The organism is Arthrobacter sp. AQ5-05 (assembly GCF_003287975.1).
In the GTDB taxonomy this organism is placed as follows: domain Bacteria; phylum Actinomycetota; class Actinomycetes; order Actinomycetales; family Micrococcaceae; genus Paeniglutamicibacter.
In genome coordinates this window covers 20,191-47,123 of sequence record NZ_QMKQ01000028.1, presented here as the reverse complement: position 1 = coordinate 47,123, position 26,933 = coordinate 20,191, and the positions used below count along the sequence as shown (strand labels likewise).

The following is a 26,933-nucleotide window of genomic DNA, read 5'->3' as shown; positions in this document are numbered from 1 at the left end:
GCCCGGAAATGGGGTGGGAAAGCCTGCCGCCAGTGGTCAAAACCGGTTGCCGCCGGTGGTCAGTTCAATTGCCGCTGGTGGTCAGCGGGGATTGCCGCCTACGGTCACTTTAGAACTTCCGCTGACAGATGTGGACGGCGATGACCACCACGGGGAGCAGGATGATGGCTCCGGCCAGGAGCAGCGAGCCGGTGATTGCCCAACAACGCAGGCCACGTTTTTTCAAGCGCACGGCACTGCCCTCCTGGGTTCGCTGCCGAAGATGGCAACACTACCGCTTTGAGGGCCGAGGGCTCCCTCGACGACACGACGATGCCCATGCCCTTCGGGCCAACAGCATGCAGATGCCGGGAAACTGTGCCTTCGGGCAAAGCACAGGTGGCGGATGCGAGTCGTTCGCATCCGCCACCTGTGGTTCCCTGTCCGGGGCCGCGGCCCTCCCGGGTCGGGTGTTACTGGTTCTTGGCCTTCAGCTCCGCCAGACGGGCTTCGATTTCGGACACCGCCGGGGCGTCTTCGATTTGGGCGTCGGCAGTTCCCTGTTCCAGGATGTTCTTCTCGGCCTTCATGGCCGCCAGGCGAGCCTCGACCTCGGTGGACTCGCCCAGATCCTCAAGGGAGGCGAACTGCGCATCCAGGGAGGACGAAGCAAGTTCTGCCGCACCGCGCACGCGTGCCTCGTCGGAGCGGATCTTGGCTTCGAAGCGGCCAATCTCGGAGGTCGGATCGCTCATGTCCAGGGCCTTGACCGCGTCCATCATCTGGCCCTGGGTCTTGGCGTTGCGGGCGCGGGCCACCAGCTCGTCGCGCTTGGCCACCAATTCCTGGCGTTTGGTGGACATGGTGTTCAGGCCGGTCTTGAGCTGCTCGACCACCTGGCGCTGCGAGGCGATGTTCGGCTCGGCGTTCGATGCCTGCTTCTCGCTGGCCATCTGGCGCTGGATGGCCACGGTGGCCAGCTTGTTGAACTTCTCGGCGTTGGCGCTGTCGCCGGCGGCCGAGTATTCCTCGGCCTTGTTCGAGGCGGCCAGGGCCTTTGCGCCCCACTCCCGGGCGTCGTTTACCGCGGTCTTGTAGTCGTCCTCGAGCATGCGCAGGTTGCCGATAGTCTGGGCCACCGCGGTTTCGGCCTTGGCGATGTTGTCGGAGTAGTCGCGCACGTTCTGGTCCAGCATCTTCTGCGGGTCTTCCAGTGCGTCCAATGCCGCGTTGGCGTTGGACTTTCCGATGCGGAACAGTCGTGCAAAAATCGAGTTCTTCTTCATGGGGGGAGCGTTGCCCTTTCATAAGCCGCGTTGGAATAACTCTATGCGACACGCGGCCCCGACTGAACCCGGGACCATGGATTCCCCGGAGGCGAGGGGCATCCGCGGCGCGCCGGGCTGGACGAAGTGGCCGGCATCCGGTGGATCGGGTGTCCGGGTGATTGTTGCCTTGGGGCGTCGCAACTGCTTGGGTGGAGCCATGACCCCCGGACCGCTCCCGGTGATCTGGCAAGTCGTTCACCGGAAGCGGCTGGCCTTGGCCAACGACCTGGAAATGCTGGCGCCCGGGCACTGGGAGACGCCGTCGCTGTGCCCCGGCTGGTCCGTGCACGACGTGCTGGCCCACCTCGTCGACACCGCCAGGACCACCCGGCTGGGATTCGTCCGCCGCATGTTCGCTGCGGGCTTCGACTTCGACAAGGTCAGCGCCGTGGGTCTCGCCGGGGAACGCTGCGCGGACCCCCAACAGACGCTGGCCGGGGATCGCCGGGTGCTCACGCGTACCAGCACCCCGCCGGCGGCCTTGCCCACGCGCCTGATGGAGGCGTTTGTGCACGGGGAAGACATTCGCCGTCCGTTGGGAATCCGGAGCGACTACCCGGCCGCACACGTGGCCACGGCGTTGGAATACCAGGTGCGGACCAGCACCAAGATCGGTGGCGGCAAGGAACTCGCCGCCGGGTTCAGGCTGGTGGCCTCGGACACACGGTTCGAGCACGGTACCGGGGAGATGGTCAGCGGCCCGGTACCGTCCTTGTTGCCCGCTGTTTCCGGCCGGCCTTTGGGTGTTGGCGAACTTTCCGGGCCGGGCGCGGGGGCCTTCGTGAAGCACAACGCTTCCTGAGGCGGGTATAGGAGGTCCCGGACCACGGTGCTTCACCGCGGAATGCGCTTGATGCAGGCCCCAGGAAGTGCAGGGACCGGCGAACGGGGAGCGCGGTGCGGACCGAAAGGCAGTTAGCTGCCGGTCGGATCCGCGCCGCACTCCCCGCGCGGGGGTGGGTGCCTGGGCTACTTCCCGGCCGACGCGTGGTGCACGGCCTTCTTGGCGGCCTTGTCGCGGGCGATCAGCACCTTCTCGTCAACCGGGGCGTCGGCGCTGGCACGCAGCTTGCGGTAGTACTCCGCGGCTTCGTCCTGGCGTTCGGCTTCCCCGCCGTCGGCGATCTTCGCGCGCAGGTGCTCCGGACCGTAGCCAAAGGCATCGACCAGGTCCTGGGCGTGCGGACGCAGACGGGCGAGCAGGATGTTGATGTAGCCGGTGAGCGTGCGGGCCCGCTGCATCGACAGGCGCCCGTTCATCAGGTACCAACCGAGGTTTTCCTCGATCAGGGTCAGCGCGTACACATCGCGCAGCCAGGTCAGCACCGTGCGGGTCCCTGCGTCGGAGGTGTTGCCCAGGGCCGTGGTGAAGGCCTCCCAGCGCAGCAGTTCGCCGTGCGCGCGGGCCGCGGCGATCAGCGCGTCCTGCTTCTCATTGAAGGCGGCGGCGGAGGCCGCGCGGTCCTTGGTGCTGACCCCGCGCAGCGCGTCGGCGATCTCGGCGACCATGGTGTTGATCCGGTCGGTGAGCAGGGCGCGCTGGTTGGATTCGTCCTTGAAGAAGTTCGCGCTCTTGCGTTCGTCCCCGGTGTCGGCGACGGCCTGGGCGACCGAACGCAGCCCGGTGCGGTGCAGTGCGACGTTCTCGGCCTGCTTCACCACGTAGCGGGCCAGCACCCCGGCGTCGAGCTTGCGGAATTCCTGGCCGTAGTCGGTCAGCAGCCGCTTGCCCACCAGCTGCAGCAGCACGTTGTTGTCGCCCTCGAAGGTGACGTAGATGTCCAGGTCCGCGCGCAACGCGGTGAAGCGGTTCTCGGCAATGAATCCGGCACCGCCGCAGGCCTCGCGGGCCTCCTGCAGGGTGTCCAGTGCGTCCCAGGTGCTCAGCGGCTTCAGGGCCGCGGCGAGGGTCTCGAGGTCCTGGCGGTCCGCGTCGGTGTCGGTGGCACCGGAGAAGACGCCGTCGAACTTCGCCAGCAGTTCCTCGTGGGCGAAGGACGCGGCGTAGGTGCGGGCCAGGCGGGGGATCAGCCGGCGCTGGTGGCGCTGGTAGTCCATGATGTTTTCCTCCTGCGTTTCGGAGGAGGCGTTGAACTGGCGGCGCTGGTGGGCGTAGGTCACCGCGATCTGCAGGGCGATCTTCGAGGCGGCGGTGGCCGCCCCGTCGAGCGAGACCCGGCCCTGGACCAGGGTGCCGAGCATGGTGAAGAAGCGGCGTCCGGGGGAGTGGATGGGCGAGGAATAGGTGCCGTCCTCGGTGACGTTGCCGTAGCGGTTGAGCAGGTTGGTGCGCGGGATGCGGACGTTGGTGAAATGCAGCCGGCCGTTGTCGATGCCGTTGAGTCCGCCCTTGAGTCCGTCGTCCTGCCCGCCGATGCCCGGCAGGAAGCCGTTCTCGTCGCGGATGTCGACGTAGAAGGCGTGCACGCCGTGGTTCACGCCGCCGGTGATGAGCTGGGCGAAGACCACCGCGGCCTTGCCGTGGACCCCTGCGTTGCCCAGGAATTCCTTCCAGGCGGCCTTGAACGGGGTGTTGATGACGAATTCCTGCGCCTGGGCATCGTAGGTGGCGGTGGTGCCGATGGAGGCGACGTCCGAGCCGTGCCCGATCTCCGTCATCGCGAAGGCGCCGGGGATTTCCAGGTTCATGATGCCCGGCAGCCACTTGTCGTGGTGCTCGGCGGTGCCCAGGTGCAGCACCGCACAGCCGAACAGGCCCCACTGGACCCCGGCCTTGATCTGCAGGGACGGGTCGGCGGTGACCAGTTCCTCGAAGCTGGCGATGGAGCCGCCGTGGTTGTCCTCGCCGCCGAGGCGCCGCGGGAAGGCCCGGTGCACGGCCTTGGCGTTGACCAGTTCGTGCAGCTGGGTGAAGACGCGTTCGCGGTGCCCGTCCATGGACAGCCCGGGGGTGCCGCGCACGGCCTCGGTGCCGGCCAGTGCGCGGGCTTCCTTGCGGATCTCCGCCCAGCGGCCCAGCAGCTGTTCGCCGAGGGAGGCCACGTCGATGGCGACGTCGGCGGTGTCGATGGTGATTTGTTCCTGGGTCACTGGCGTTGCTGCCTTTCGGTTGTGCTGCCCTCGCGGTGCGGGGGAGCTGGCGCTGGATTTCTTGGATTCGTGAAGGTGGTCATCTTGCCGTGCGGCAAGGAGATGGGGCTATGGACGTTCGAGCGTGGTCTGGGAGGCCACGCCGTGGGTGAGCCACAGGGTCAGGCTCCGGGCGAGCTCCTCGATGCCGGGGCGCCCGGGGCCCTCGGGTGCGCGCAGCCACAGTTCCCCGGCGGCGCGGACCATGCCGATCGATGCGCGCGGCCAGAGCTCGAGGGCGGGGCTGGCCTGTTCTCCCGGCCCGACGCCCATGTAGGCGTGCATGCGTTCGCGCATCATCGTTGCCAGGTCCTCGAAGAAGTCGTTCAGTGCGCCGTCGCGGACCTGCCCTCCGGCACCGGCCGGGTCGGTCAGCACGTCCGTTGCGGGGCTGGCGGTGACGAAGAAGTAGATGTTCGGGGAAGTAGCGGCCATCTTCAGGTAGGCCAGTACCATGGCGTGCAAGGCATCGCCCTCGCCGCTGGATTTGAGGGCCGCGGAGATCACCTCGGTGCGGAAGTTGGTGATGACGTACTGGCCCAGCGCCTGGCGCAGCCCCTCCTTGTCGCCGAAATAGCGGTAGAAGACGGACTTGGAGGTGTTCGCCTGCGCGGCGATCTCCTCCATGGAGGCACCGGGGCCCAGCCGGTGGATGGTGTGCCGGGCGAGCTTGATCAGTTCCAGGCGCCGTTCGGCCCGGTGGGCATCCCAGCGGGCCGAACGGCCATCGCCTGCTGCTTGCGTGGGGGTGCCCGCGGTGTCGGGGGCTTGTGGGTTGTTCACGATACCCAGCGTATCAGGTACGCTGGGTATCAGTAACTCACCTCACATCTGCCCCCAGGAGCAACATCAGCATGTCCGACCAGACCCAAGCCATTCGCCCGGCCGTCATCATCGGCGGAAACCGCATCCCCTTCGCACGTTCCAACGGCGCGTACTCCAAGGCCAGCAACCAGGACATGCTCACCGCCGCACTCGACGGGCTCATCGCCCGCTTCGGCCTGCAGGGCCAGCGCCTCGGCGCCGTTTCCGCCGGCGCGGTGCTCAAGCATTCCAAGGACTTCAACCTGGTGCGCGAATGCGTGCTCGGCACCTCGCTCTCGGCCCGGACCCCGGCCTACGACGTCCAGATGGCCTGCGCCACCGGCATGGAAGCCATCGGCTCGCTGGCCAACAAGATCAAGCTGGGCCAGATCGACTCGGGGATCGGCGGCGGCGTGGACACCACCTCGGACGCCCCGATCGCGGTCTCCGAGGGCCTGCGCGCGGTGCTGATGGACCTTTCCCGCGCACGCACCACCGGCGCGAAGCTCAAGGCGGTCTCCAGGTTCCGCCCCCGCGACCTGGCACCGAACGCGCCGGGCACCGGCGAACCACGCACCGGCCTGTCAATGGGCGACCACCAGGCGATCACCACCAAGGCCTGGAACGTGACCCGCGCGGCCCAGGACGAGCTCGCCCTGGCCAGCCACAAGAACCTTGCCGCAGCGTACGAGAGGAACTTCTTCGACGACCTCATGACCCCGTTCGCCGGGGTCTCGAAGGACACCAACATGCGCGCCGATTCCAGCCTGGAAAAGCTCGCCACGCTCAAGCCGGCCTTCGGCAAGAACCTGGGTGCCGAGGCCACGATGACCGCCGGCAACTCCACCCCGCTGACCGACGGGGCATCGGCCGTGCTGCTGGGCTCGGAGGAATACGCCCGCGAGCACGACCTGCCGATGCTGGCGAACTTCGTGGACTTCGAGGCCGCCGCGGTGGACTTCGTTCACGGGGCCGACGGCCTGCTCATGGCACCGGCCCACGCCGTGGCCCGCATCCTGAAGCGCAACAACCTCTCCCTGCAGGACTTCGACTTCTACGAGATCCACGAGGCCTTTGCCGGCACCGTGCTGGCCACGCTGGCGGCCTGGGAAGATGCCGAATTCTGCAAGAACAAGCTGGGCCTCGAGGCACCGCTGGGTGCCATCGACCGCTCCAGGCTCAATGTCAACGGCTCCTCGCTGGCCGCCGGCCATCCGTTCGCCGCCACCGGCGGACGCATCGTGGCCTCGCTGGCGAAGATGCTCCATGAGAAGGGATCGGGCCGCGGCCTGATTTCCGTGTGCGCCGCCGGCGGACAGGGCGTCGTGGCGATCCTGGAGGCACGCTGACCATGGCCGACAAGTACCTGGAACTCGTGAACTCCGGCTTCACCAAGAAGCTCGCCAAGTCCCTGGGCGCCCCGCGCCCGGCGATCCTGCGCCGCTACGCACCCGGGGCCCCGCTGCTGCCCGGCCCGCTGCTGCTGCTCGGTAACTCCTCCGCCGCACAGGACCTGGCCGACACGCTGCTGGGCTGGGGCCTGGACGTGCGCCGGCACGCCTCCGGCGAGACCAAGCTCGGCGGGATCATCCTGCTGCTCGACGAGCTGGCGGACCCCGCCGAACTGTCCGAACCGATGCTCTCCGCCGGCGCGGCGCTGCGCCGGATGGCCCCCGGCGGACGCGTGGTCTCCTTCAGCCGCCCCGCACTGGCCACCGACGCACCGGCCGTGGCCGCAGTGCGCCAGGGCATCGACGGAACCGTGCGCTCCCTGGGCCGGGAAATGCGTGGCGGGGCGACCGCCAACGGCATCGTGCTCGCCGAGGGTGTCCCGCCCACGGCACCCTCCGCACTGGCGGCCCTGCGCTTCCTGCTCTCCGGGCGCAGTGCCTACGTCGACGGCCAGTTCATCGCCGTTGACTCGGCCGACGGGACGCTGCCGGAGGACTTCGACAGGCCCCTGGCCGGAAAAATCGCCGTGGTCACCGGCGCTGCCCGCGGCATCGGGGCGGCCATCGCCGCCACGCTGCACCGCGACGGCGCCACCGTGGTGGTGGTCGATGTCCCGGCCGCCGGGGACGCGCTGGCAAAGGTCGCCAACGAGGTTTCCGGCACCGCCCTGCAGCTGGATGTGACCCGGGCCGACGCCGGGGAAAAGATCATCGAGCACGCGCGCTCCCGCCACGGGGCACTGGACATCGTGATCCACAATGCCGGGATCACCCGCGACAAGCTGCTGGCCAACATGGACGCGGCCCGCTGGGACTCGGTGATCGCGGTGAACATCTCCTCGCAGCTGGCCATGAACGAGGCCTTCCTGGCAGCAAAGCTGCCGGGGCTGCGCATCGTATCGCTGGCCTCGACCTCGGGCATCGCCGGGAACCGCGGGCAGACCAACTACGCGGCCTCCAAGGGCGGGGTCATCGGCATGGTGCGGGCCTCCGCGCACGCATTCGCCGCCACCGGGGGAGGCATCAACGCGGTGGCACCCGGTTTCATCGAGACCGACATGACCGCGAAGATCCCGTTGGCCACCCGCGCCGTGGCCCGCATGCTGATGCCCTCGCTGATGCAGGGCGGGCTGCCGCTGGACGTGGCCGAAGCCATCGGGTTCCTGGCCTCGGATGCGGCCGCGGGCATCAACGGGCGCACCCTGCGGGTGTGCGGACAGTCGCTGGTGGGGGCATGAGCGACCGCGAACGGGTGGTCATGGATGCCGCGCCGTCGCTGGGCGCGCTCTACGCCAAGGCAGCCGGAAGCCGGCTGCGCGCCCTGCTGCCCGGCGGCAAGGCCGAAGGCGGAACGCTGCCCCGCGCCGAGCACCACCTCGAGGCCCTGGTTGCCGATCCCGCACGGCTGGTGGCCTACCAGCGCCTGATGGGCGACACGGTGCGCGACACCCTGCCCAGCGTCTTCGTGCACGGCATGGTGTTCCCGGTGGCGATGTCGGTGATGGTGCGCGAGGACTTCCCGCTGCCACTGCTGGGCATGGTGCACCTGTCCAACCAGGTCGACCACCTGCGGCCGATCTCCGGTGCGGCGACGCTCTCGGCCACCGCCTGGGCGGCTGACCTGCGCGAGCACCGCGCCGGAACCCAGCTCGATGTTCTCGTCGAGGTCGCCGAAGGCGGCGAACCGGTGTGGCGCGGGGTCTCGACCTACCTGGCCCGCGGGATCTGGCCCGGGCCTCGGCCCGGTGCCCCCGCCGAGGCCCGGGCGCCCTTCGACATCCCTGGACGCACCGCGTCGTGGAAGCTGGCCGCTGGCACCGGGCGCGCCTACGCGGCGGTGCTGGGGGACTACAACCCCATCCACCTCTCGGCGGCCTCGGCCAAGGCACTGGGCATGAAGCGCGCCATTGCCCACGGGATGTACCTGGCCGGACGGGCGCTGGCCGGCAGCACACCCCACGACACGGGCTACCAGTGGGGCATCGAGTTCGCCACCCCGGTGTTCCTGCCCTCCACCGTCGATGTCGCCTTCACGGACCGCGGGGACCAAACCGTCTTCAGCGGGTGGGGCGCGCGCAGCGGAAAGCCGCATTTCTCCGGATCGATCACCACCATGGCGCAAGCGCCGGGCAGCGGCCGGTAGTCGCCACGGCCATGAACCGTTGGGCCCAAGGTGCCCCGTGAACCAGACGCTGGTTTGCGGGGCACCTGGCTTTTGGCCCGAAGCACGTTCCCCGCGGCGGTAGGTGCCGCCAGGGGCGTTACTCGACCGGTGAGGTATGCGGGAAGCCAACCGGGCCGCGGGCTGTTGCCCGGCGATACGAACCAAGGGCGGCAGCGGCGGTCTTGTCCCAACCGTGCCCGGCGGCGAATTCGGCGGCCTGCGCGCCCAGCCGCCGGCGCAGCGGCGCGTCGGCGGCAAGCTTCGCCAGTGCCACCGCCCAGGCTGATGGTTCGGCGCCATCGACCAGGATTCCGGTGTGACCGTCGCGCACGGCATGGGGCAGCCCCCCGACGCGGCGGGCCAGCACCGGGGTGCCGCAGGCCTGGGCCTCCAGCGCCACCAGCCCGAAGGACTCGCTGTAGGAGGGGACCGCCACGACGTCGGCGCCGCGGAACGCCTTGGCCAGGTGCTCCGCGGGCATCGGCAGCGAGAACCGCACCAGGTGCTCCACCTGTTGTGCCTCGACCAGTTTCTGCAGGTCCAGTTCCTTGGCCCCGGAGCGCGCCCCGATCACCGAGAGCTTCACATCGAGGTCCGGGCGGTCGCGGGCCAGGATCCCCAGGGCCCGCACCAGGATCTGCGGGCCCTTCAGCTTCTGGATGCGCCCGGCAAAGACCACGCGCAGGGAATCCGGTGCGCTCTCGCGCTGTTCGCACACCCCGGGATGGAAAGTGGACAAATCCACGCCGGGCTCCACCACGTCAAGTGCCGCCGGCTCGGCGCCGTAGAGGTGGATGAGCTCCTCGACCTCGGCGGGGGTGTTGGCGGTGAGCCGGTCGGCCTGCAGGCAAAGCAGCAGCTCCCCGCGGATGCGGGCGGCGGACTCCTCGGTGTGCGCCGAGAGCTTCTTGACCTTGCCCAGGGTGTGCATGGTGTGCACCAGCGGCACGCCCCACGCATCCCGCAGCTGCAGCCCGACGATCCCGGAGAGCCAGTAGTGGGAATGGATCGCGTCGTAGGATCCAAGGCCCGAGGCGTAGCCCTGGATCGCCGATGCGGCCTCCGGAAGGTGCCCGGCCAGCTCCTCCTTGGTCAGTTTCCCGGGCGGGCCGGCCTGCACCTCGTGGCACACCACCCCCGGCGCCATGTCGGTGGATCTGGTCTCGGTGCCGCGGACGAAGACATCGACCTGCACCCCGAGATCGGCCAGGGCGAGCGCCAGGTTCCTGATGTACACGTTCATTCCGCCGGCATCCCCGGACCCGGGCTGTTCCAGCGGGGAGGTGTGCAGCGAAATCATGGCGATGCGCTTGGGGCTGTTCGTGGGTTCGGACATCGGTGCTCTGCCGCCTGTAAACGAGAAATGTGCCATCAATGTGCCCGTCCCTTTCCCCGAGGGGCTCGGGAGATGACGGGCAAACACCTTCATCCTACGCAACAAGTCCCACCCCGGATCATGCTCGGCCGCGGGCCCGAAATCCCCGACTTCCACCCGTGGAATATGACCCTGCTCACAAACACCCGCACCGAAGGGATATTTTGGCTCCGGGGCACGCAAATTGCCTTGTAAACACGGGGTTCTTGGGGCAGGGAGCCGCCGAATTGAAGTGCGCCCCAAACCCGTGCTAGAGTCTTATCTCGCCGCGGACAACGGAAACAAAGTTCTTCACGAACTTCTTCCGGTGCAGCGGCCACCAGCGAGGGTGGCGGAATGGTAGACGCGCTAGCTTGAGGTGCTAGTCCACGTAAGTGGGTGGGGGTTCAAGTCCCCTCCTTCGCACAGACAGACCCCCGATCGGATGAGAATCCGGTCGGGGGTTTTCTCGTTCCCGCAAAAGGCCCCGCCGCCGGCCCTATCCAGCCTGTCCCTCGCCTGCGTGCGCCGGGCTGGATAGGGTGGGGGAACCAGGTTTCGTCACGAGAGGCAGAAGGATTCCCCCATGTCAGCTGCGCAGAGCACCCCGGACACCATTGTCGCCGAGGACGAGGTCGCCGGCATTTGCCAGGCGCTGATCCGGATCGACACCACCAACTACGGCAACAACGAGGGTGCGGGGGAGCGCAAGGCGGCCGAATACGTCGCCGAACTCATCCACGAGGTGGGTCTCGAGGCCACGGTGCTTGAATCCGCCCAGGGCCGCGCCAACGTGGTCACCCGCATCGAGGGCACCGACAAGTCCCTGCCCGCCCTCATCGTGCACGGGCACCTCGACGTGGTCCCGGCATTCAAGGACGAATGGTCCGTGGACCCGTTCGGGGCCGAGATCAAGGACGGGATGATCTGGGGCCGCGGTGCGGTGGACATGAAGGACATGGACGCGATGATCCTGGCGGTGATGCGCCAGATGCAGCGCACCGGCATCCGCCCGCGCCGCGATTTGGTCTTCGCGTTCTTCGCCGACGAGGAGGCCGGCGGCGACTACGGGGCCCGCTGGATGGTGCAGAACCACCCCGAACTCTTCGAGGGCGCCACCGAGGCCATCAGTGAGGTCGGCGGCTTCTCCGCGACCATCGACGGCAAGCGCGCCTACCTGCTGCAGACCGCCGAGAAGGGCATCGCCTGGCTAAAGCTCACCGCCACGGGCCGGGCCGGGCACGGCTCGCAGATCAACGAGGCGAACGCGGTGACCCGGCTGGCGGCGGCCATCACCCGCATCGGCGAGCACGACTGGCCGATTTCCTACACCGACACCACCCGCGCCTTCCTCGAGGGCGTTTCGGGGATGACCGGCATCGAATTCACCGAGGACAACCCGCAGGTGCTGCTGAATGAGCTGGGCAACGTCGCCCGCTTCGTCGGGGCGACCCTGCAGAACACCGCCAACCCCACGGTGCTCTCCGCCGGGTACAAGCACAACGTGATCCCCGGGGCCGCCGAGGCGCTGCTTGATGTGCGCACGTTGCCCGGGCAGCACGAGGCCGTCATGGAAACGCTGCGCGCGCTGGCCGGGCCGGACGTCGAGTTGTCCTCGTTGCACCTGGACCGCGCGCTGGAGGTTCCCTTTGCCGGGGGACTGGTCGATTCCATGGTCGCCGCGCTGAATCGCGAGGACCCGGAAGCCGTCGTGCTTCCCTACATGCTCTCCGGTGGCACCGACAACAAGGCGCTGTCCCGGCTGGGCATCACCGGCTACGGGTTCGCCCCGCTGCGCCTTCCGGCCGAACTGGACTTCACCGGCATGTTCCACGGCGTCGACGAGCGAGTCCCGGTCGATTCGCTGAAGTTCGGCACCCGGGTTCTGCGCGACCTGTTGACCACCTACTGATACCCGCCCAGGCAATGCCCGGGCCATCCGGTGGCCGGCTGTCCCGGCGCCCCCAGACAACAGGAAGCGAAGCGAACCCCACGTGAAGACGATTGACGAGGTGCTCGGCACCGAAATGCTCGAAGGATTCCGGGCACGTGCCGGAGGCTACGACGAACAGAACACCTTCTGCGCGCAGGACTTTGCCGAACTCGCCGATGCCGGATACCTGCGGGCCATGCTCCCGGAATCGCGCGGGGGCTTCGGCTGGGGCATGGAAACGATGACCGCGGCCCAGCGCCTGCTCGGCGCTTACGCCCCGGCCACGGCACTGGCCGTGAACATGCACCACGTCTGGTGCGGGGTTGCGACGCTGCTCGCCGCCCGCGGGGACCACCGGTTGGACATGGTCCTGGACTGGGTGCAGGCGGGGGAGGTCATGGCCTTCGGCATCTCCGAGGCCGGCAACGACCAGGTCCTCTTCGATTCCGTCACCCGGGCCGTCCCGGCGCCCGACGGTTCCTATGCCTTCACCGGCATCAAGATCTTCACCTCGCTGGCCCCGGTCTGGACCCGGCTGGGGGTCTTCGGCAAGGACGAAAGCGGTCAGGAGCCCAAGCTGGTCCACGGCTTCCTGCACCGGGATGCGCCCGGCATCGAGATCCCGCACAACTGGAACACCCTGGGCATGCGGGCCACCCAGTCGAACTCGACGATCCTCACCGAGGCACAGGTGGCGGCCGAGCACATCCACAGCACCCTGCCGGTGGGCCCCGTTCCGGACCTGTTGGTCTTCGGCATCTTCGCCTCCTTCCTCTCGCTCACCGCCTCGGTTTACGTGGGGCTGGCCGAGCGCGGCATGCAACTGGCCGCGGCCAACCCGGTCCGGCGGAAATCACTGAAGAACGGCGGGCGGAGCTATGACCAGGATCCGGACATCAGGTGGCAGGTCGCCAACGCCGGGATGGAGATCCTGGCCCTCGATGCGATGCTGCGGATGACCACCCGGGACCTCGACGACTTGGTGGACCACGGGGGATCCTGGTTCCCGCGGCTGGTCACGCTGCGCACCGCGGCCGGGGACGCTGCCCGCTCCTGCATCGACGTCGCCGCCAAGGTCTCCGGCGGCGGGCAATACTTCCGCGGCTCGGAGCTCGAGCGGCTCTACCGCGACGCGCTGGCCAGCCTGTACCACCCCTCGGATGCCGAATCGGCACACTCCACGGTGGCCTCCTGGTTGCTGGGACCGGTCAAGGACTAGGCCGCGGGAGCCCCGGCCGTTCCGCCGGGACAGAGGTGGATATTACGAAAACAGGATAGACCAACCAACTTCTTTGGCGGCTTGCTGCCCGAGGGACGCGGCCGAACCAACCTGGCCAAGCAGGCCGGCGTGGACAGCACGGATACCTTCGGCATGCTGGACTATGCCGGGTGGGATCTGCCGGGCGCCGTCAACGTCGGAAAGGATCCCGGCCCAAGGGCCGAGCACATTCGGGCGCGTGTCAGTGACGTCGAGCAGCTCCTCGCCCGGACCGCCGACCATGCCATGGGCACCGTCGGCGGCGGCGGGTCGCTGCCCGGTGTCCAGCCGAAGGCCACACTGGCCCTGTTTGACGGGCAGTGGCACATTACCAAGGGCGGCGCCGTCTCCACGCACATCGTCAAGCCGGTGGCCGCAGGCGAGGAGTGGCGCGCGCATTGGGAGGCCTATTGCCTGTCACTCGGGCGAGAGCTGGGCCTGCTGGAATTCGAGGCCTCGGTCATGCGTTTCGAGTCGCGCACCGCGCTGGTCGTGGAACGCTACGACAGGATCATCCGGGGTGCCGGCGACGTCGAACGGCTGCACCAGGAAGACTCGGCACAGGCCCTTGGCCTCCCATGGGACGGTGACGCCAAGTTCGAGGCCGTGGACCACGGGGCCGCGCTCAAGAATATCGCCGGATTGCTGCCGGCAGTGAGAAAGCTCTCGCCCAGCCGGGGAGACCGGCATCGCCTGCTGGCCTACACGACCTTCAATGCAGCCATCGGCAACACCGACGCCCACGCGAAGAACTTTTCCATCCGTCACTTCCGGGACGGAAAGGTGGGGCTTGCGCCGCTCTACGACGTCACGGCGTTGGCGTTGGCCCCGGACGGACAACAAGACCTTGCGCTGCGCGTCAACGGCGTCTCGTACCAGCCGGCGGTGACAGTTGGACATCTCGTCAACGAGGGCGCGGCGTGGGGGATTCCGGAGCCGGCCGCCCGCGCACAAGTGGTCCAGACCCTGGAGAAGCTTTTCGATGCCTTTTCAACCGTCGATCCGCTCGACGCCGGCGATCGCATCGGTCGGTACATCTCGCTTCAGGTCCGCAACCTCCTGGAAGGTAAGCCCGCAGCGGTGTCCAGTGAACCCGCCCACCTCGCGAGGTTCTGACCGGGCTTGATCCATTGGCGGGACGACGTCTGCCGCCCCGCCGTCGTCGATCGTCCGCGGGGAAGCGGAGATGCTCAGCCGCGGATATCCAGGGTCGGCTTGACCCTCATGATGCGCCTGCGCATCCAGTACTTCTGCCCGCCGCCCTCATAGAGGCAGGTGCGCACCAGCTCCCATTTGCCGTATTCGGAGTGCTCCCGCACCGCTGCCCGGGCCACCGACCTGTGCTCGCCGGGGCGGGCGGTGATGACCAGGTATTCGAAGCGGTGTCCGGGGTCCCCGGGCATCTGGTCGATCGGGCTTGGTGCCGTGATTTTCTTTTCGATCATGACCCTGTCCATAGTGTGGCTTGTGCATGTAACGTCGAACACATGAGTACAGACCCGCGTGTTGCCCTCAGTGTATTGATCAGCTGCCTCGAAGAACACCTTTCGGCGGTGGCGGCAAAGCGTGGTGCCCAGGACGCCTCGATCAGCGCGGCATTCCTTGCCGTGGCCGATGCCTATGAGGAGTACGAGGATGCACTTTACGAGTCCTACGAGGAGTTCCTGCCGCTGACCGTGGTGGACGAGGACGACGACAACGACCCCTACGACGAGGACGGGCCGCTTCAGGGCAGCGGGCAATAGGACCGGGGCAAGGCCGGCGCGCGGAACCGGCACCCGGGTACCGGTGGTGGCCAGCGGAGGGTGGGACCACGGTATTAACTTCGCCCCGCCATGGAGAGCCAACGGGCGTTGGCGCGCCTTGGTGAAGTAGTGTCGGTACGTGAATTGGTTTGAAGCGGCATTCCTGGGGCTGATCCAGGGTCTGACAGAATTTCTCCCCATCTCTTCCAGCGCCCACCTGCGCATCGTCGGAGAGCTATTGCCCGGCGCCGCGGACCCTGGCGCGGCGTTCACCGCGATCACGCAGCTGGGCACCGAAACCGCGGTGCTGGTGTTCTTCTGGAAAGACATCGTGCGGATCATCGGCGCCTGGTTCAACGCGTTGCGCGGCCGGATTCCGCACAGCGACCCGGACGCGAAGATGGGCTGGCTGATCATCGTCGGTTCCATCCCGATCGCGGTGCTGGGCCTGCTCTTCGAAACCCAGATCGATACCTCCTTCCGCTCGCTGTGGATCGTGGCGACCACCCTGGTGGTCTTCGGCCTGATCCTGGCCGTCGCAGACTACTACGGCAAGCAGGACCGCGAGCTGGTCTCGCTCACTCCCAAGCACGGCATCCTCTTTGGCTTCGCCCAGGCCCTGGCCCTGATCCCCGGGGTATCGCGCTCCGGCGGCACCATCACCGCCGGGATGTTCATGGGCTACACCCGCGGCGCCGCGGCCCGCTACTCGTTCCTGCTGGCCATCCCCGCGGTCTTCGCCTCGGGGCTCTACAAGCTGGCCAAGTCCTTCGACGAGCCCGGGGTGTACTCGCTGCCGCAAACGGGCCTGGCCACCCTCATCGCCTTCGTCGTCGGATTCGTCATCGTCGGCTGGTTCCTGAAGTACGTTTCCTCGCACAGCTACCGCCTCTTCGTTTGGTACCGCGTCGCCCTGGGCCTGGCCCTGTACCTGCTGCTGGGCTTCGGTGTGATCAACGCCTAGCAAACCCGGCCCCGCATCGTGGAATAAGCGCGGGGGTCTTTGGGCTTGTTCCAAGTAACTGCATTGCGCCCCGGCCTGTCCGGGGCAAATCCCTAAGAGAAAGGACGCCCCGTGCTTGCATGGTCCGCGCCCACCGTCCCGCACGTGCCGGGAAACGCACCGATCCTCCAGGTGCATGACACCGCCACGCAGCGGCTGGTTGACACAGCCCCCGCCGAGAAGTCCAACGCACCGGCGAGCATGTACGTCTGCGGCATCACCCCCTACGACGCCACACACATGGGGCACGCCGCCACCTACGTGGCCTTCGATTTGCTGCTGCGCACCTGGCGCGACGCCGGGCGCGAAGTCACCTACGTGCAGAACGTCACCGACATCGACGACCCGCTGCTCGAGCGTGCAGCCGCCACCGGCATGGACTGGCAGGTGCTGGCCAAGGAGCAGACCGACCTGTTCCGTGCCGACATGGAAGCCCTGAACGTGATCCCGCCGCAGCACTACGTCGGTGCCGTGGAATCCATCACCTGGCTCGTCCCGATGGTCGAGGAGCTCGTCGCCAAGGACCTGGCCTATGCGGTGCCCGGCGAAAACGGGGAACCGGACGGGGACATCTACTTCGACGCCGCGGCCGCGGCGTCCGACGCCTGGGAACTGGGCACCGTCAGCGGCTACGACCGCGAGACCATGCTCGGCTTCTTCGCCGAACGCGGCGGGGACCCGGCGCGGCCGGGCAAGCGCGACGCCCTGGATCCGTTGCTGTGGCGCGTGGCCCGGCCCGGTGAACCGGAGTGGGACGGCGGAACCCTGGGCGCCGGGCGCCCGGGCTGGCACATCGAGTGTTCGGTGATCGCCCGCCGCTTCCTGCCCGCCCCCTTCACCGTGCAGGGCGGGGGGTCGGACCTGATCTTCCCGCACCACGAATTCTCCGCCGGCCACGCCGCCGCACTGGACGGCAAGGCGCTGGCACAGTCCTACGTGCACACCGGCATGGTGGGCCTGGACGGCGAAAAGATGAGCAAGTCCCTGGGCAACCTGGTGCTGGTCTCCAAGCTTCGCGCCGGCGGCGTGGAGCCGGTGGCGATCCGCACCGTGCTGCTGGGCCAGCACTACCGCAGCGACTGGTTCTGGACCGACGAGCTGCTCGCCGGGGCGCAGGACCGCCTGGCCCGCTGGCGCAAGCGCATCGGTTCCGCCTCCCTGGCCGAGGCCACCGCGATCATCACCCGGATCCGCTCGAAGCTGGCCGACGACATCAACGCACCCGCCGCCCTGGCCGTGCTTGACGCCTTCGCCGCGCAGGATCCGGCCGAGGACGACGGCACGCAGGGTGCCGGCGGTCAGCTGCTCACCGATGCGCTCGATGCGCTGCTGGGCCTGAAGATCTCCTAGCGATCCGGGCCGCCGCCTCGGCAGCGGCCCGGAAACCGGAACGCGTCCCGTACCCGCCCTGCCCCTTCCCTGGGGCAGGGGCAGGGCGCGGGACGCGTTTTGCGTATCCCCGGGGGATCCTTCCGTGAACCGCTAGTCGGGAGTGCCCGGGGTCCCGGGGGTATCCGGCGTATCCGGTGATTGCGGCGTCTCGGGCCCCCCGGTGGCCGGATCGCGCCCTTCGGTCGGTTCGTGTTCCCCGTGCGACCCTGCCGCCCCGGGACGGCGCCGGCGCTTGAGGTAGCGCTCGAACTCCCGGGCAATCGCCTCGCCGGTGGCCTCGGGCAGCTCGGTCTCGTCCTGCGCCTGCTCCAGCTGCTGCACATAGGCCGCCACGTCGGCATCCCCGGTGGCCAGCGCGTTGACCCCGCGCTCCCAGGCCAAGGCGTCCTCGGTCAGTTCGTGCAGGTCCAGGGTCAGCGGAAAAAGCTCCTCCACCCGGTGCAGCAGCGCCAATTCCGCCTTCGGCGAGGGCGGCTGCGCCACATAGTGGGGGACGGCGGACCAGATCGAGAGCGTGGGCAGCCCGGCGGCCTCGGAGAACTGGGCCAGCACCCCCAGGATCCCGGTCGGACCCTCGTAGGTCGCCTGCCCGGCGCCCAGGGCCTCGCGCACCTTCGGATCGTCGGAGGAGATCGAGGCCTGGATCGGGCGGGTGTGCGGCACATCGGCCAGCAAGGAGCCAAGCGCCATGACCCCCTGCACGTTTTCCTCCTCGGCGCGGGTGAGGATCTCGGTGATGAACGCCTTCCACCGGTAGGTCGGCTCCACCCCGCGCACCAGCAGCAGGTCCACCGGAGAGTCGGGCAGCGAGGCACGGTAGATGCGCGTGGTGGGCCACTTGATGACCCGCTTGCCGGCGGCATTGCGGTGCACCTGCGGCCGGGAGAACTGGTAGTCGTAGTAGTCGTCGTCGCCGATGCCCGCGATCTTCACCGCCCCGGTGGCCGCCTTGATCGTCTTGAGCGCCGAGCTTGCGGCGTCCCCGGCATCGTTCCATCCCTCGAAGGCCACCACCATGATCGCCGGGCGCATGGGCGCGGGCGTCGCGGATGCTGCCACCAGCGAGGAAAGTGTCACGGGTTCATTCATATCTTCGCTCACATCCTCACCCTAGCGCGCGCACCGGTCGCCGGGGCAATGGCGCACGCACTAGAATTGGCTCATGCCAACCCAGAATTGCGACCCCCTGCCCAGCGCTGCCCTGAACACCGACATCCAGGGCGTGTTGTGGGACATGGACGGAACCCTGCTTGACACCGAACCCTATTGGATGGCCGCCGAGGCGGCCCTCGTGGCCGAATTCGGCGGCCGATGGAGCGAGGACCAGGCCATGGCCCTGGTCGGCAACGCCCTGCCCGACGCCGCGGCCGCGCTGCAGCGCGCCGGGGTCAGGCTCCCGGAGCGCGAGATCATCGACCGGCTCACCGCCGAGGTCCTCGACGGGGTGCGCCGCCACGTCGACTGGCGCCCCGGCGCCCTGGAACTGCTCGAAACCCTGCACCGGGCGAACGTCCCCTGCGGGCTGGTGACCATGTCCGAAGAGCCGCTCGCGGCCCTGGTGCTGGAACAGCTGCCGCAGCCCTATTTCGGCTTCCGCGTCACCGGGGACATGGTCGCGCGCGGCAAGCCGCACCCGGACCCCTATCTGCTGGGCCTTGACCTGCTGGGACGCTCCGTGGCGGATCTCGAGCCGGCCCGGGTCATCGGGTTGGAGGATTCGGCCCCCGGCATCGCCTCGGCCGCCGCCAGCGGCATCACCGCGGTGCTCATCCCGCACATCGCCCCGGTCCCGGACTCCGGATCCTGGCACCGCGTCGGCTCGCTCGCACAGTTGGACCTTCAGACCCTGGGCGCCCTGGTGTCCGCGGGGGCACGCACATGAGCGAACCGGGCACCAAGCGTGCCGGAATCCCGCTCGGATCGATCTTCGGGGTCCCGGTCTCCCTGGCCTGGTCCTGGTTTGTCATCACCGGGGTCGTCGTGCTGCTCTTCGGGCCCAACGTCGCCAGCTCCATCCCCGGGCTCGGGGCCACGGCCTACCTGGTGGCCTTTGCCTACGCGGTGCTGCTGGCGGTCTCGGTGCTCATCCACGAGCTCGCACACGCCCTGGTCGCCAAGTCCTTCGGCTGGCCCGGGGCGAGGATCACCCTGAACCTGTGGGGCGGGCACACCCAGTTCTCCTCCTTCGATGCCACCCCGGGCCGCTCGCTGGCCGTGGCGATGGCGGGGCCGGCCGCGAACTTCGTGCTGGCCGGGCTCGGCTACTGGCTGCTGCTCTGGGTGCAGCCAACCGGCGTGCTCTACCTGCTGTGGTTCATCCTGGTCTGGGCGAACCTGCTGGTGGCGATCTTCAACGTGCTGCCGGGCCTCCCGCTCGATGGCGGGCGCCTGGTCGAATCGGCAGTCTGGCGCTACACCGGATCCCAGGACCGCGGCACCATCGCCGCCGGCTGGGCCGGGCGCGTGCTGGTGATCCTGGTCGTCGGATACTTCGTGATCATCCCGCTGACCCGCAACCAGCCCCTGGACCTGCAGGTGCTCGTCGTCGCGGTCCTGGTCGGCGGCTTCATGTGGGTCGGCGCCTCGCAGGGCATCACCCATGCCAAGCTGCGCCTGCGCCTGCCGCTGGTTAAGGTGCGCGCCCTGATGGAACCGGCCACGGCCATCCGCCAGGACTCAACGCTCGCCCAGGTCGCCGCCCGGCTGTCCAGCCGCGGCGGGCGGGTCATCCTCGTCGACGAGGCCGGGAACCCGGTCGCGGTGGTCGACGAGGAGGCCCTGGGCTCCATCGACCCCTCGCTGCTGGCCGGGTCCCCGGCATTGTCCGCGGCCCGCGCCCTGGGACCGGGAGCGGTGGTCGATGCCAACGCCGACGGCCGCGCCCTGATCGGGTACCTGGCCACGCTGCAGGGCAGCGAATACGCGGTCATCGACGAATCCCACCGCGTCATCGGGTTGCTTTCCCAGGCCCGCATCGTCGCGGCCATCACCGGCAAGCCGCACTAGCCACGGCGCCGCATTGCGGCCGCCGCCGACGAACACCCACCTATCCAGAACGTAAGGACACTTCCACCCCCATGAGCGAAAAGCCAGCAACACCCCACGGGGCCGAGAACCGCCGCGGCCCCTTCCGCCCCGGCGACCGGGTCCAGCTCACCGACCAGAAGCGCCGGATCCACACCATCACCCTGACCGCCGGCGGGGAGTTCCACACGCACAAGGGCGTGCTCTTCCACGATGCGTTGATCGGCGCCCCCGAGGGCTCCATCGTGGAGAACACCAACGAGGTCCGCTACCAGGCCCTGCGCCCGCTGCTGAAGGACTTCGTGCTGTCGATGCCGCGCGGCGCCACCGTGGTCTACCCCAAGGACGCCGCGCAGATCATCCAGATGGGCGACATCTACCCCGGCGCCCGCGTCGTGGAGGCCGGCGTCGGCTCCGGCGCCCTGTCCATGTCGCTGCTGCGCGCCGTGGGGGACCACGGCTACCTGCACTCCTTCGAGCGCCGCGAGGAATTCGCCGAAATCGCCCGCGGGAACGTGGACACCGTCTTCGGCGGACCGCACCCGGCTTGGCAGATCTCCATCGGCGACTTCCAGGAAAAGGTCCTGGAAACCGAGGAACCCGGATCCGTGGACCGCGTGGTGCTGGACATGCTTTCCCCGTGGGAGTGCGTCGACGCCGTCTCCACCGTGCTGGCCCCCGGAGGGGTCTGGGTCAACTACGTGGCCACCGTGACCCAGATGTCCCGCACCGTCGAGGCCATCCGCGCCACCGGCCTGTACACCGAGCCCGAGTCCTTCGAGACCATGGTCCGCGGCTGGCACGTCGAGGGCCTGGCCGTGCGCCCGGACCACCGCATGGTCGCGCACACCGCCTTCCTGATCACCTGCCGCCGGCTGGCCGACGGCGCCGTGGGCATCCCGGGCGCCAAGCGCGTGAAGGAACACACCTACTCCGCCGAGGACCTGGAAACCTGGACCCGCTCGCAGAACCCGGAGGCCTGGCACCACGAAGCCCTGGGGGAGCGCGGGGTCTCGGACCGCAAGCTGCGCCGCGCCGCCAAGGACGCCAAATCGATGATCCAGCGCGGTTCGCTGCCCGCCGGCACCGAGCCGGAAACCCGGGCCGAGGGCAACTAGACCCCGCGCGCCCCCGTGGCCGCGCACCTTTCCGGGCCCACCTGCCCGCGAAGGTGCGCGGTCACATTTCGTTCATTCCGCCGCGCCCATGCCTAGGATGGAAGCAAAGGTGAGGTGCCGGTTCACCCCGGCACCCGCAAACCCTCCGGATCAAGCGAAACAGGTGGATGATGGGCGAAGATACGGATCGCGCACGGCTCGAGGGCCAGGTCACGGCGGCCGAGCGGCAGCTGAACATCGTGCGGGACAAGAACCGCCAGCTTGACCGGCAGCTGGCCACTGCCGGGGCCAACAACTCACGCCTGGTCGCCATGCTCGAGCGCACCCGCGAGGAAATCCTGAACCTGAAGTCCGGTCTCGAAAAGGACGGGGACACCCCCTTCAGCCACGGCACCATCATCGACCTGCACCCCCGCACCCACCCGGCGCCAGGGGTCGCGATCTCCTCGACCGGCGTGCAATCGGCCGACATCGTCCAGGGCGGACGCAAGCTGCGCGTGGGCATCTCCCCGCTGCTGGACTTCGCCAAGCTGGCCATCGGCCAGGAGGTGCTGCTGAACGAATCCCTGGTCATCGTCGCCGGGCTCGGCTACGAGAAATCCGGGGAACTGGTCACCGTCAAGGAGGTCCTGGAGGACCACCGCGTGGTGGCCATGGGACGGGCCGACGACCAGCGCGTCATCCGCCTGGCCGCACCGCTGGTCAAGGACACCGTGCGCGTGGGAGATGTGCTGACCCTGGACACCCGCACCGGGCTGGGCCTGGAAAAGGTGCACCTGTCCGACATGCAGTCCCTGGTGCTCGAGGAGGTCCCGAACATCTCCTACGCCGACATCGGCGGGCTGAGCGACCAGATCGAGGCCATCCGGGACGCGGTGGAACTGCCCTTCCTGCACCCCGACCTCTACCGCGAGCACGGGCTCACCGCCCCCAAGGGCATCCTGCTCTACGGACCGCCGGGCTGCGGCAAGACGCTGATCGCCAAGGCCGTCGCGCACTCGCTGTCCGAGCGCACCAACGAACGCAACGGCGACACCGGCACGGCCAAGAGCTACTTCCTGAACATCAAGGGCCCCGAGCTGCTGGACAAGTACGTCGGGGAAACCGAGCGCCACATCCGGCTGATCTTTGCCCGCGCCCGGGAGAAGGCCGCCGGCGGCAACCCCGTGGTGGTGTTCTTCGACGAGATGGATTCGCTCTTCCGCACCCGCGGCACGGGGGTCTCCTCCGACGTGGAAACCACCATCGTCCCGCAGCTGCTGGCCGAGATCGACGGGGTGGAGCGGCTGGACAACGTCATCGTCATCGGCGCCTCCAACCGCGAGGACATGATCGACCCGGCCATCCTGCGCCCGGGCCGGCTGGATGTGAAGATCAAGATCCGGCGCCCCGACGCCCAGGGCGCCGCGGAGATCTTCGCCAAGTACCTCACCGCGGATTTGCCGCTGCACCCGGACGACCTGGCCGAGCACGGCAACGACCCGGCGGCGACGGTGCGCGCCATGATCCAGGCGACCGTCGATGCCATGTACTCCACCGGGGAACAGAACCAGTTCCTCGAGGTGACCTACGCCAACACCGAAACCGAGATCCTGTACTTCAAGGACTTCTCCTCCGGGGCGGTGATCCGCAACGTCGTGGACCGCGCCAAGAAGTCCGCCATCAAGGCGCTGCTTACCGGGCAGGAGCGCGGGCTGCGCATGGAGCACCTGCTGGCCGCGGTCGTGGAGGAATTCCACGAGCACGAGGACATGCCCAACACCACCAATCCCGATGACTGGGCGCGGATCTCCGGGCGCAAGGGCGAACGCATCACCTTCATCCGCACCATCGTGGCCGACAAGAACGGGCGCGGCAAGACCCTGCCGGCCCCCGGGGCCGACGAGACCGGGCAGTACCTGTGAGCGTCCACCGCGTCATGGGCCTGGAAACCGAGTACGGAGTGCTGGCCCCCTCGATGCCCGGTGCCAACGCCACGATGCTTTCGGCCCAGGTCATCAACGCCTATGCCGCAACAGTCCGCGAGGCCCGCGGAAGGATCGCCGGGACCCGCTGGGACTACGCGGACGAAACCCCGCTGATCGACGCGCGCGGCTTCACCCAGCCGCGCGCCCAGGCCGACCCGTCCCAGCTCACCGACGTCGAGCCGGAACTGGACGCCGAGCAGGTCGCCCTGGCCGGCGGGGACGTCACGATCGGGGACACCCTCTACCAGGCCGGGCCCTACGACCACGAGGTGCTGATGAACATGGTGCTGGGCAACGGCGCCCGGCTCTACGTCGACCACGCCCACCCGGAATACTCCTCCCCGGAAACCACCAACCCGTTCGACGCGGTGCTCTGGGACCAGGCCGGGGACCACGTGGCACTGGCCGCGGTGCGCCGCATCGAGTCGCTGGCCGGGGTGCCGGATGTGCACCTGTACAAGAACAACACCGACAACAAGTCGGTCTCCTACGGGGCGCACGAGAACTACCTGATGCCCCGGTCGGTGCCCTTCGATTCGATCGCCGCCGGGCTGATCCCGTTCTTCGCCACCCGCCAGGTCATCTGCGCCTCCGGCCGGGTGGGCCGCGGCATGCTCGGTTCCTACCCCGGGTTCCAGGTCTCGGCGCGCGCGGACTTCTTCGAGGCGCAGATCGGCCTGGAAACCACCATCCGCCGCCCGATCATCAACACCCGGGACGAGCCGCACGCGCACTGGGAAAAATACCGCCGGCTGCACGTGATCATCGGGGACGCGAACCTCGGGCAGGTTTCCACGCTGCTGCGCACCGGCACCACCGCACTGGTCCTTTCGATGATCGAGGCCGGCACCGCCCCGGCGATCGAGCTGCGCGATCCGGTCGCCGCGCTGCAGGTGATCAGCCACGACCCGACGCTCACCGCCAAGGTCGAACTGGTTGACGGGCGCAAGCTCACCGCACTTGAAATCCAGTGGATCTACGCCGAGGCCGCTGCCCGGCACAGCGGCGCCACCGATGCGACCGACGAGGCCACCGTGGAAATCCAGCGGCGCTGGGCGGAAACCCTGCACCTGCTGGAAACCGACATCTTCTCCGCGTCCTCCACCGTGGACTGGGTGGCGAAATACAAGCTGATGAGCGCCTATGCGCAGCGCCATTCCATGGATTTCACCGACCCGCGCATCGCGGCGATGGACCTGCAATGGGCGGACATCCGCCCGGAAAAGGGCCTATACCACCGGCTGGCCGCGCGCGGGCTGATGGAAACCCTGTACTCCCCGGCGCAGATCGAGCACGCCGCGACCAACCCGCCGGAGGACACCCGCGCATACTTCCGCGGGCGGGTGCTCAGCCAGTATCCGGAGCACGTGGTGGCGGCCAGCTGGGACTCGGTGTCCTTCACGGTTCCCGGGGGCCGGAAGCTCGAGCGCATCGCGACCCTGGAGCCGTTGCGCGGCACCAAGGCCCTGGTCGGGGGACTGCTGGACCAGCAGCTGTCGATCCACGAGTTCATTGCCACGCTGCGGAGCTAAAAGCCCTACCCAGTGGCAAGATGTAAGTAGCAGCAGAACCAAGGGGCCCAGGCCAAGCAGTCGCCGTGGCCGGCCCCCGGAACAGATGGAAGAGAGCGGACCGCCATGACACAGGAACACCACTCGGCACAACGCCGCGAGGAAACCCAGGCGCAGGAGCAGGAAACCACGGCCGCTGCCGGCCAGGACGCCGGGGTCGATGACCTGCTCGACGAGATCGACGGGGTGCTGGAGCAGAACGCGGAGGAATTCGTGCGCGGCTTCATCCAAAAGGGCGGGCAGTGACCGAACTCGGTCCCGGGCCCTCCTTCCTGGAGCACCTGAACCGGGACCGCCCCGACCTGCTGCCCGGCACCCGCGCCGTGCTGCCGGCGGATGCCGGCGCCCAGGTTCCGCACGGAACCACCATCGTCGCCCTGGCCTACGCGGACGGCATCGTGATGGCCGGGGACCGCCGGGCGACCATGGGCAACGTGATCGCCAGCCGCCGCATCGAGAAGGTCTTCGAGACCGACACCTACTCGGTCATCGGGATCGCCGGCGCGGCTGGCCTGGCCATCGACATCGCCAAGCTCTTCACCGTGGAGCTGGAGCACTACGAAAAGATCGAGGGCACCCGCCTGTCCCTGGACGGCAAGGCCAACCGTCTGGCCTCGATGATCCGCTCCAACATGCCCATGGCCCTGCAGGGGATGAGCGTCGTACCGCTCTTTGCCGGCTTCGATACGTTTTCGGGCAGCGGACGGATCTTCTCCTTCGACATCACCGGAGGGCTCTACGAGGAAGTCGAGCACCATTCGGTCGGCTCCGGCTCCCCGTACGCCCGCGGGGCGCTGAAGAAGCTCTGGCAGCCCGGCCTCGGGGCCACCGCCGCGGTAAAGGTCGCCGTTGAGGCGCTCTACGACGCCGCCGACGACGACTCGGCCACCGGGGGACCGGACACCGTGCGCGGCCTGTGGCCGGTCATCTACACCGTTGATTCCACCGGGGCGCACCGCGTCGAGGACGCAATCCTCGCGCAGATGGCGCGCGACATCATTGACACACGCACCGCCAGCGGGAGGGAGTCCTAGATGAGCGCACAATATTACGTATCGCCCGAACAACTCATGAAGGACCGGGCGGACTTCGCCCGGAAGGGCATCGCCCGCGGACGGGCGGTCATCGTCGCCTCCTGCATCGACGGGATCGCACTGATCGCGGAGAACCCCTCGGGTTCGCTGCACAAGATCGGGGAGATCTACGACCGCATCGCCTTCGCGGCGGTGGGCAAGTACAACGAGTTCGAGTCGCTGCGCCAGGCCGGGGTGCGCTACGCCGACACCCGCGGCTACTCCTATTCCCGCCACGACGTGACCGGCCGCGGCCTGGCCAGCGTCTACGCCCAGTCCCTGGGCGCGGTGTTCACCGCCGAGGCCAAGCCCTTCGAGGTGGAGCTGGCGGTCCTGGAACTCGGCGCGACCCCGCCCGAGGACACGCTGTTCTCACTGAACTTCGACGGGTCGATCGCCGAGCAACCAGGGCACATCATCATGGGCGGGGACACCCCCGCTCTGCGCGAGGCCTGGAACGCGTACTGGTCAGGCAAGGAGCTGGCGGCCGCCGGCATCGACGAGGTCATCCGCGCCGCTGCCCTGGTCTTGCCGGGCTTGAGAGAGAGCCCCGGGGACGCGCACCTCCTGGAGGTCGCCATGCTCGAACGGACCACGACCAGCGGTTCGCACCGTCATTTCCGCCGCCTCGACACCCCCACCATCGCCCGGATACTGGGCGCAGGGAAGTAGACAGAAC

25 protein-coding genes and 1 tRNA gene are annotated in these 26,933 nt (G+C 68.5%); 20 read left to right on the top strand and 6 right to left on the bottom strand.

Translation table 11 applies throughout. The features are described 5' to 3' along the window. On the top strand, positions 1–283 hold a 283-nt coding region (locus DQ353_RS22040; protein ID WP_220094056.1), incomplete at its 5' end, for a hypothetical protein. Positions 284–452: 169 nt separating this feature from the next. Here DQ353_RS22040 and DQ353_RS17800 read toward each other — a convergent pair. Next, positions 453–1,265, bottom strand: coding sequence for a PspA/IM30 family protein (locus DQ353_RS17800; protein WP_113764527.1), 813 nt, complete (start codon positions 1,263–1,265; stop codon positions 453–455). A gap of 199 nt (positions 1,266–1,464) precedes the next feature. Here DQ353_RS17800 and DQ353_RS17795 point away from each other — a divergent pair, with 199 nt between their 5' ends. Continuing rightward, the gene (locus DQ353_RS17795; RefSeq protein WP_113764526.1) at positions 1,465–2,109 is read left to right on the top strand and encodes a maleylpyruvate isomerase family mycothiol-dependent enzyme; all 645 of its coding nucleotides are present in this window, start codon (positions 1,465–1,467) and stop codon (positions 2,107–2,109) included. Positions 2,110–2,276: 167 nt separating this feature from the next. Here the strand turns inward: DQ353_RS17795 and DQ353_RS17790 are convergent, their stop codons facing one another. Next, on the bottom strand, positions 2,277–4,358 hold the full coding sequence (locus DQ353_RS17790; protein ID WP_113764525.1) for an acyl-CoA dehydrogenase family protein: 2,082 nt from the start codon (positions 4,356–4,358) through the stop codon (positions 2,277–2,279). Between the two features lie 108 nt (positions 4,359–4,466). Further along, positions 4,467–5,180, bottom strand: coding sequence for a TetR/AcrR family transcriptional regulator (locus tag DQ353_RS17785; protein WP_113764524.1), 714 nt, complete (start codon positions 5,178–5,180; stop codon positions 4,467–4,469). Between the two features lie 71 nt (positions 5,181–5,251). Here DQ353_RS17785 and DQ353_RS17780 point away from each other — a divergent pair, with 71 nt between their 5' ends. Genes DQ353_RS17780 through DQ353_RS17770 form a run of 3 tightly spaced genes read left to right on the top strand, consistent with a single transcriptional unit; the run spans position 5,252 to position 8,795 of the window. After that, complete coding sequence (locus DQ353_RS17780) at positions 5,252–6,550, top strand: acetyl-CoA C-acetyltransferase (RefSeq protein WP_113764523.1); 1,299 nt, start codon at positions 5,252–5,254, stop codon at positions 6,548–6,550. Between the two features lie 2 nt (positions 6,551–6,552). Continuing rightward, entirely contained in the window at positions 6,553–7,890 is a 1,338-nt protein-coding gene (locus DQ353_RS17775) for a 3-oxoacyl-ACP reductase (RefSeq protein ID WP_113764522.1), read from the top strand. Further along, positions 7,887–8,795, top strand: coding sequence for a MaoC family dehydratase (locus tag DQ353_RS17770; RefSeq protein ID WP_113764521.1), 909 nt, complete (start codon positions 7,887–7,889; stop codon positions 8,793–8,795). The genes DQ353_RS17775 and DQ353_RS17770 overlap by 4 nt, the downstream gene beginning before the upstream one ends. A 118-nt stretch (positions 8,796–8,913) precedes the next feature. Here DQ353_RS17770 and DQ353_RS17765 read toward each other — a convergent pair whose 3' ends face one another. Next, the gene (locus DQ353_RS17765) at positions 8,914–10,152 is read right to left on the bottom strand and encodes a glycosyltransferase (RefSeq protein WP_113764520.1); all 1,239 of its coding nucleotides are present in this window, start codon (positions 10,150–10,152) and stop codon (positions 8,914–8,916) included. A 361-nt stretch (positions 10,153–10,513) separates the two neighbouring features. On the opposite strand from DQ353_RS17765, the gene DQ353_RS17760 reads away from it, so the two are divergent. The 4 genes from DQ353_RS17760 to DQ353_RS17745 all read left to right on the top strand — a co-directional run bounded on the left by DQ353_RS17760 (position 10,514) and on the right by DQ353_RS17745 (position 14,477). After that, a tRNA-Leu gene (locus DQ353_RS17760) sits at positions 10,514–10,596 on the top strand. Between the two features lie 160 nt (positions 10,597–10,756). Beyond that, positions 10,757–12,082 carry a M20/M25/M40 family metallo-hydrolase gene (locus tag DQ353_RS17755; protein WP_113764519.1) on the top strand — a complete coding sequence of 442 codons (1,326 nt, stop codon included), beginning with the start codon at positions 10,757–10,759 and terminating at the stop codon, positions 12,080–12,082. 115 nt (positions 12,083–12,197) lie between these two features. After that, positions 12,198–13,322 (top strand): acyl-CoA dehydrogenase family protein, encoded by a 1,125-nt coding sequence (locus DQ353_RS17750; protein WP_113764531.1) that lies wholly within the window; start codon positions 12,198–12,200, stop codon positions 13,320–13,322. 39 nt (positions 13,323–13,361) lie between these two features. Then, positions 13,362–14,477 (top strand): HipA domain-containing protein, encoded by a 1,116-nt coding sequence (locus DQ353_RS17745; RefSeq protein WP_286166886.1) that lies wholly within the window; start codon positions 13,362–13,364, stop codon positions 14,475–14,477. A 74-nt stretch (positions 14,478–14,551) separates the two neighbouring features. On the opposite strand, the gene DQ353_RS17740 is transcribed toward DQ353_RS17745, so the two are convergent. Beyond that, positions 14,552–14,764 carry a DUF5703 family protein gene (locus DQ353_RS17740; protein WP_113764530.1) on the bottom strand — a complete coding sequence of 71 codons (213 nt, stop codon included), beginning with the start codon at positions 14,762–14,764 and terminating at the stop codon, positions 14,552–14,554. An 84-nt stretch (positions 14,765–14,848) separates the two neighbouring features. On the opposite strand from DQ353_RS17740, the gene DQ353_RS17735 reads away from it, so the two are divergent. The 3 genes from DQ353_RS17735 (at position 14,849) to mshC (ending at position 17,459) form a co-directional block, all read left to right on the top strand. Continuing rightward, positions 14,849–15,106 (top strand): hypothetical protein, encoded by a 258-nt coding sequence (locus DQ353_RS17735; RefSeq protein ID WP_113764517.1) that lies wholly within the window; start codon positions 14,849–14,851, stop codon positions 15,104–15,106. A 139-nt stretch (positions 15,107–15,245) separates the two neighbouring features. Then, positions 15,246–16,070, top strand: a complete 825-nt coding sequence (locus DQ353_RS17730; protein WP_113764516.1) for an undecaprenyl-diphosphate phosphatase — start codon at positions 15,246–15,248, stop codon at positions 16,068–16,070. Between the two features lie 111 nt (positions 16,071–16,181). Then, positions 16,182–17,459 carry a cysteine--1-D-myo-inosityl 2-amino-2-deoxy-alpha-D-glucopyranoside ligase gene (gene mshC / locus DQ353_RS17725; protein ID WP_113764515.1) on the top strand — a complete coding sequence of 426 codons (1,278 nt, stop codon included), beginning with the start codon at positions 16,182–16,184 and terminating at the stop codon, positions 17,457–17,459. 132 nt (positions 17,460–17,591) lie between these two features. Here mshC and DQ353_RS17720 read toward each other — a convergent pair whose 3' ends face one another. After that, positions 17,592–18,602 (bottom strand): PAC2 family protein, encoded by a 1,011-nt coding sequence (locus tag DQ353_RS17720; protein WP_286166885.1) that lies wholly within the window; start codon positions 18,600–18,602, stop codon positions 17,592–17,594. Positions 18,603–18,663: 61 nt separating this feature from the next. On the opposite strand from DQ353_RS17720, the gene DQ353_RS17715 reads away from it, so the two are divergent. The 8 genes from DQ353_RS17715 to prcA all read left to right on the top strand — a co-directional run bounded on the left by DQ353_RS17715 (position 18,664) and on the right by prcA (position 26,926). After that, positions 18,664–19,383, top strand: a complete 720-nt coding sequence (locus tag DQ353_RS17715) for an HAD family hydrolase (RefSeq protein WP_113764513.1) — start codon at positions 18,664–18,666, stop codon at positions 19,381–19,383. Further along, the gene (locus DQ353_RS17710) at positions 19,380–20,507 is read left to right on the top strand and encodes a site-2 protease family protein (protein WP_113764512.1); all 1,128 of its coding nucleotides are present in this window, start codon (positions 19,380–19,382) and stop codon (positions 20,505–20,507) included. Before DQ353_RS17715 ends, DQ353_RS17710 begins: the two co-directional genes overlap by 4 nt. 71 nt (positions 20,508–20,578) lie before the next feature. Then, on the top strand, positions 20,579–21,643 hold the full coding sequence (locus DQ353_RS17705) for a tRNA (adenine-N1)-methyltransferase (RefSeq protein ID WP_113764511.1): 1,065 nt from the start codon (positions 20,579–20,581) through the stop codon (positions 21,641–21,643). 167 nt (positions 21,644–21,810) lie between these two features. Beyond that, positions 21,811–23,547, top strand: coding sequence for a proteasome ATPase (arc, locus tag DQ353_RS17700; protein ID WP_286166884.1), 1,737 nt, complete (start codon positions 21,811–21,813; stop codon positions 23,545–23,547). Positions 23,548–23,561: 14 nt separating this feature from the next. Beyond that, positions 23,562–25,142 carry a depupylase/deamidase Dop gene (dop, locus tag DQ353_RS17695; RefSeq protein WP_113764529.1) on the top strand — a complete coding sequence of 527 codons (1,581 nt, stop codon included), beginning with the start codon at positions 23,562–23,564 and terminating at the stop codon, positions 25,140–25,142. A 105-nt stretch (positions 25,143–25,247) separates the two neighbouring features. Further along, entirely contained in the window at positions 25,248–25,427 is a 180-nt protein-coding gene (locus DQ353_RS17690; RefSeq protein ID WP_113764509.1) for a ubiquitin-like protein Pup, read from the top strand. Then, a complete protein-coding gene (gene prcB / locus DQ353_RS17685; protein WP_113764508.1) occupies positions 25,424–26,215 on the top strand; it encodes a proteasome subunit beta in 792 nt (263 codons plus the stop codon). Before DQ353_RS17690 ends, prcB begins: the two co-directional genes overlap by 4 nt. Then, positions 26,216–26,926: a proteasome subunit alpha gene (prcA, locus tag DQ353_RS17680; protein ID WP_113764507.1), complete on the top strand. Its 711-nt coding sequence runs from the start codon at positions 26,216–26,218 to the stop codon at positions 26,924–26,926. Positions 26,927–26,933: the final 7 nt, after the last annotated feature.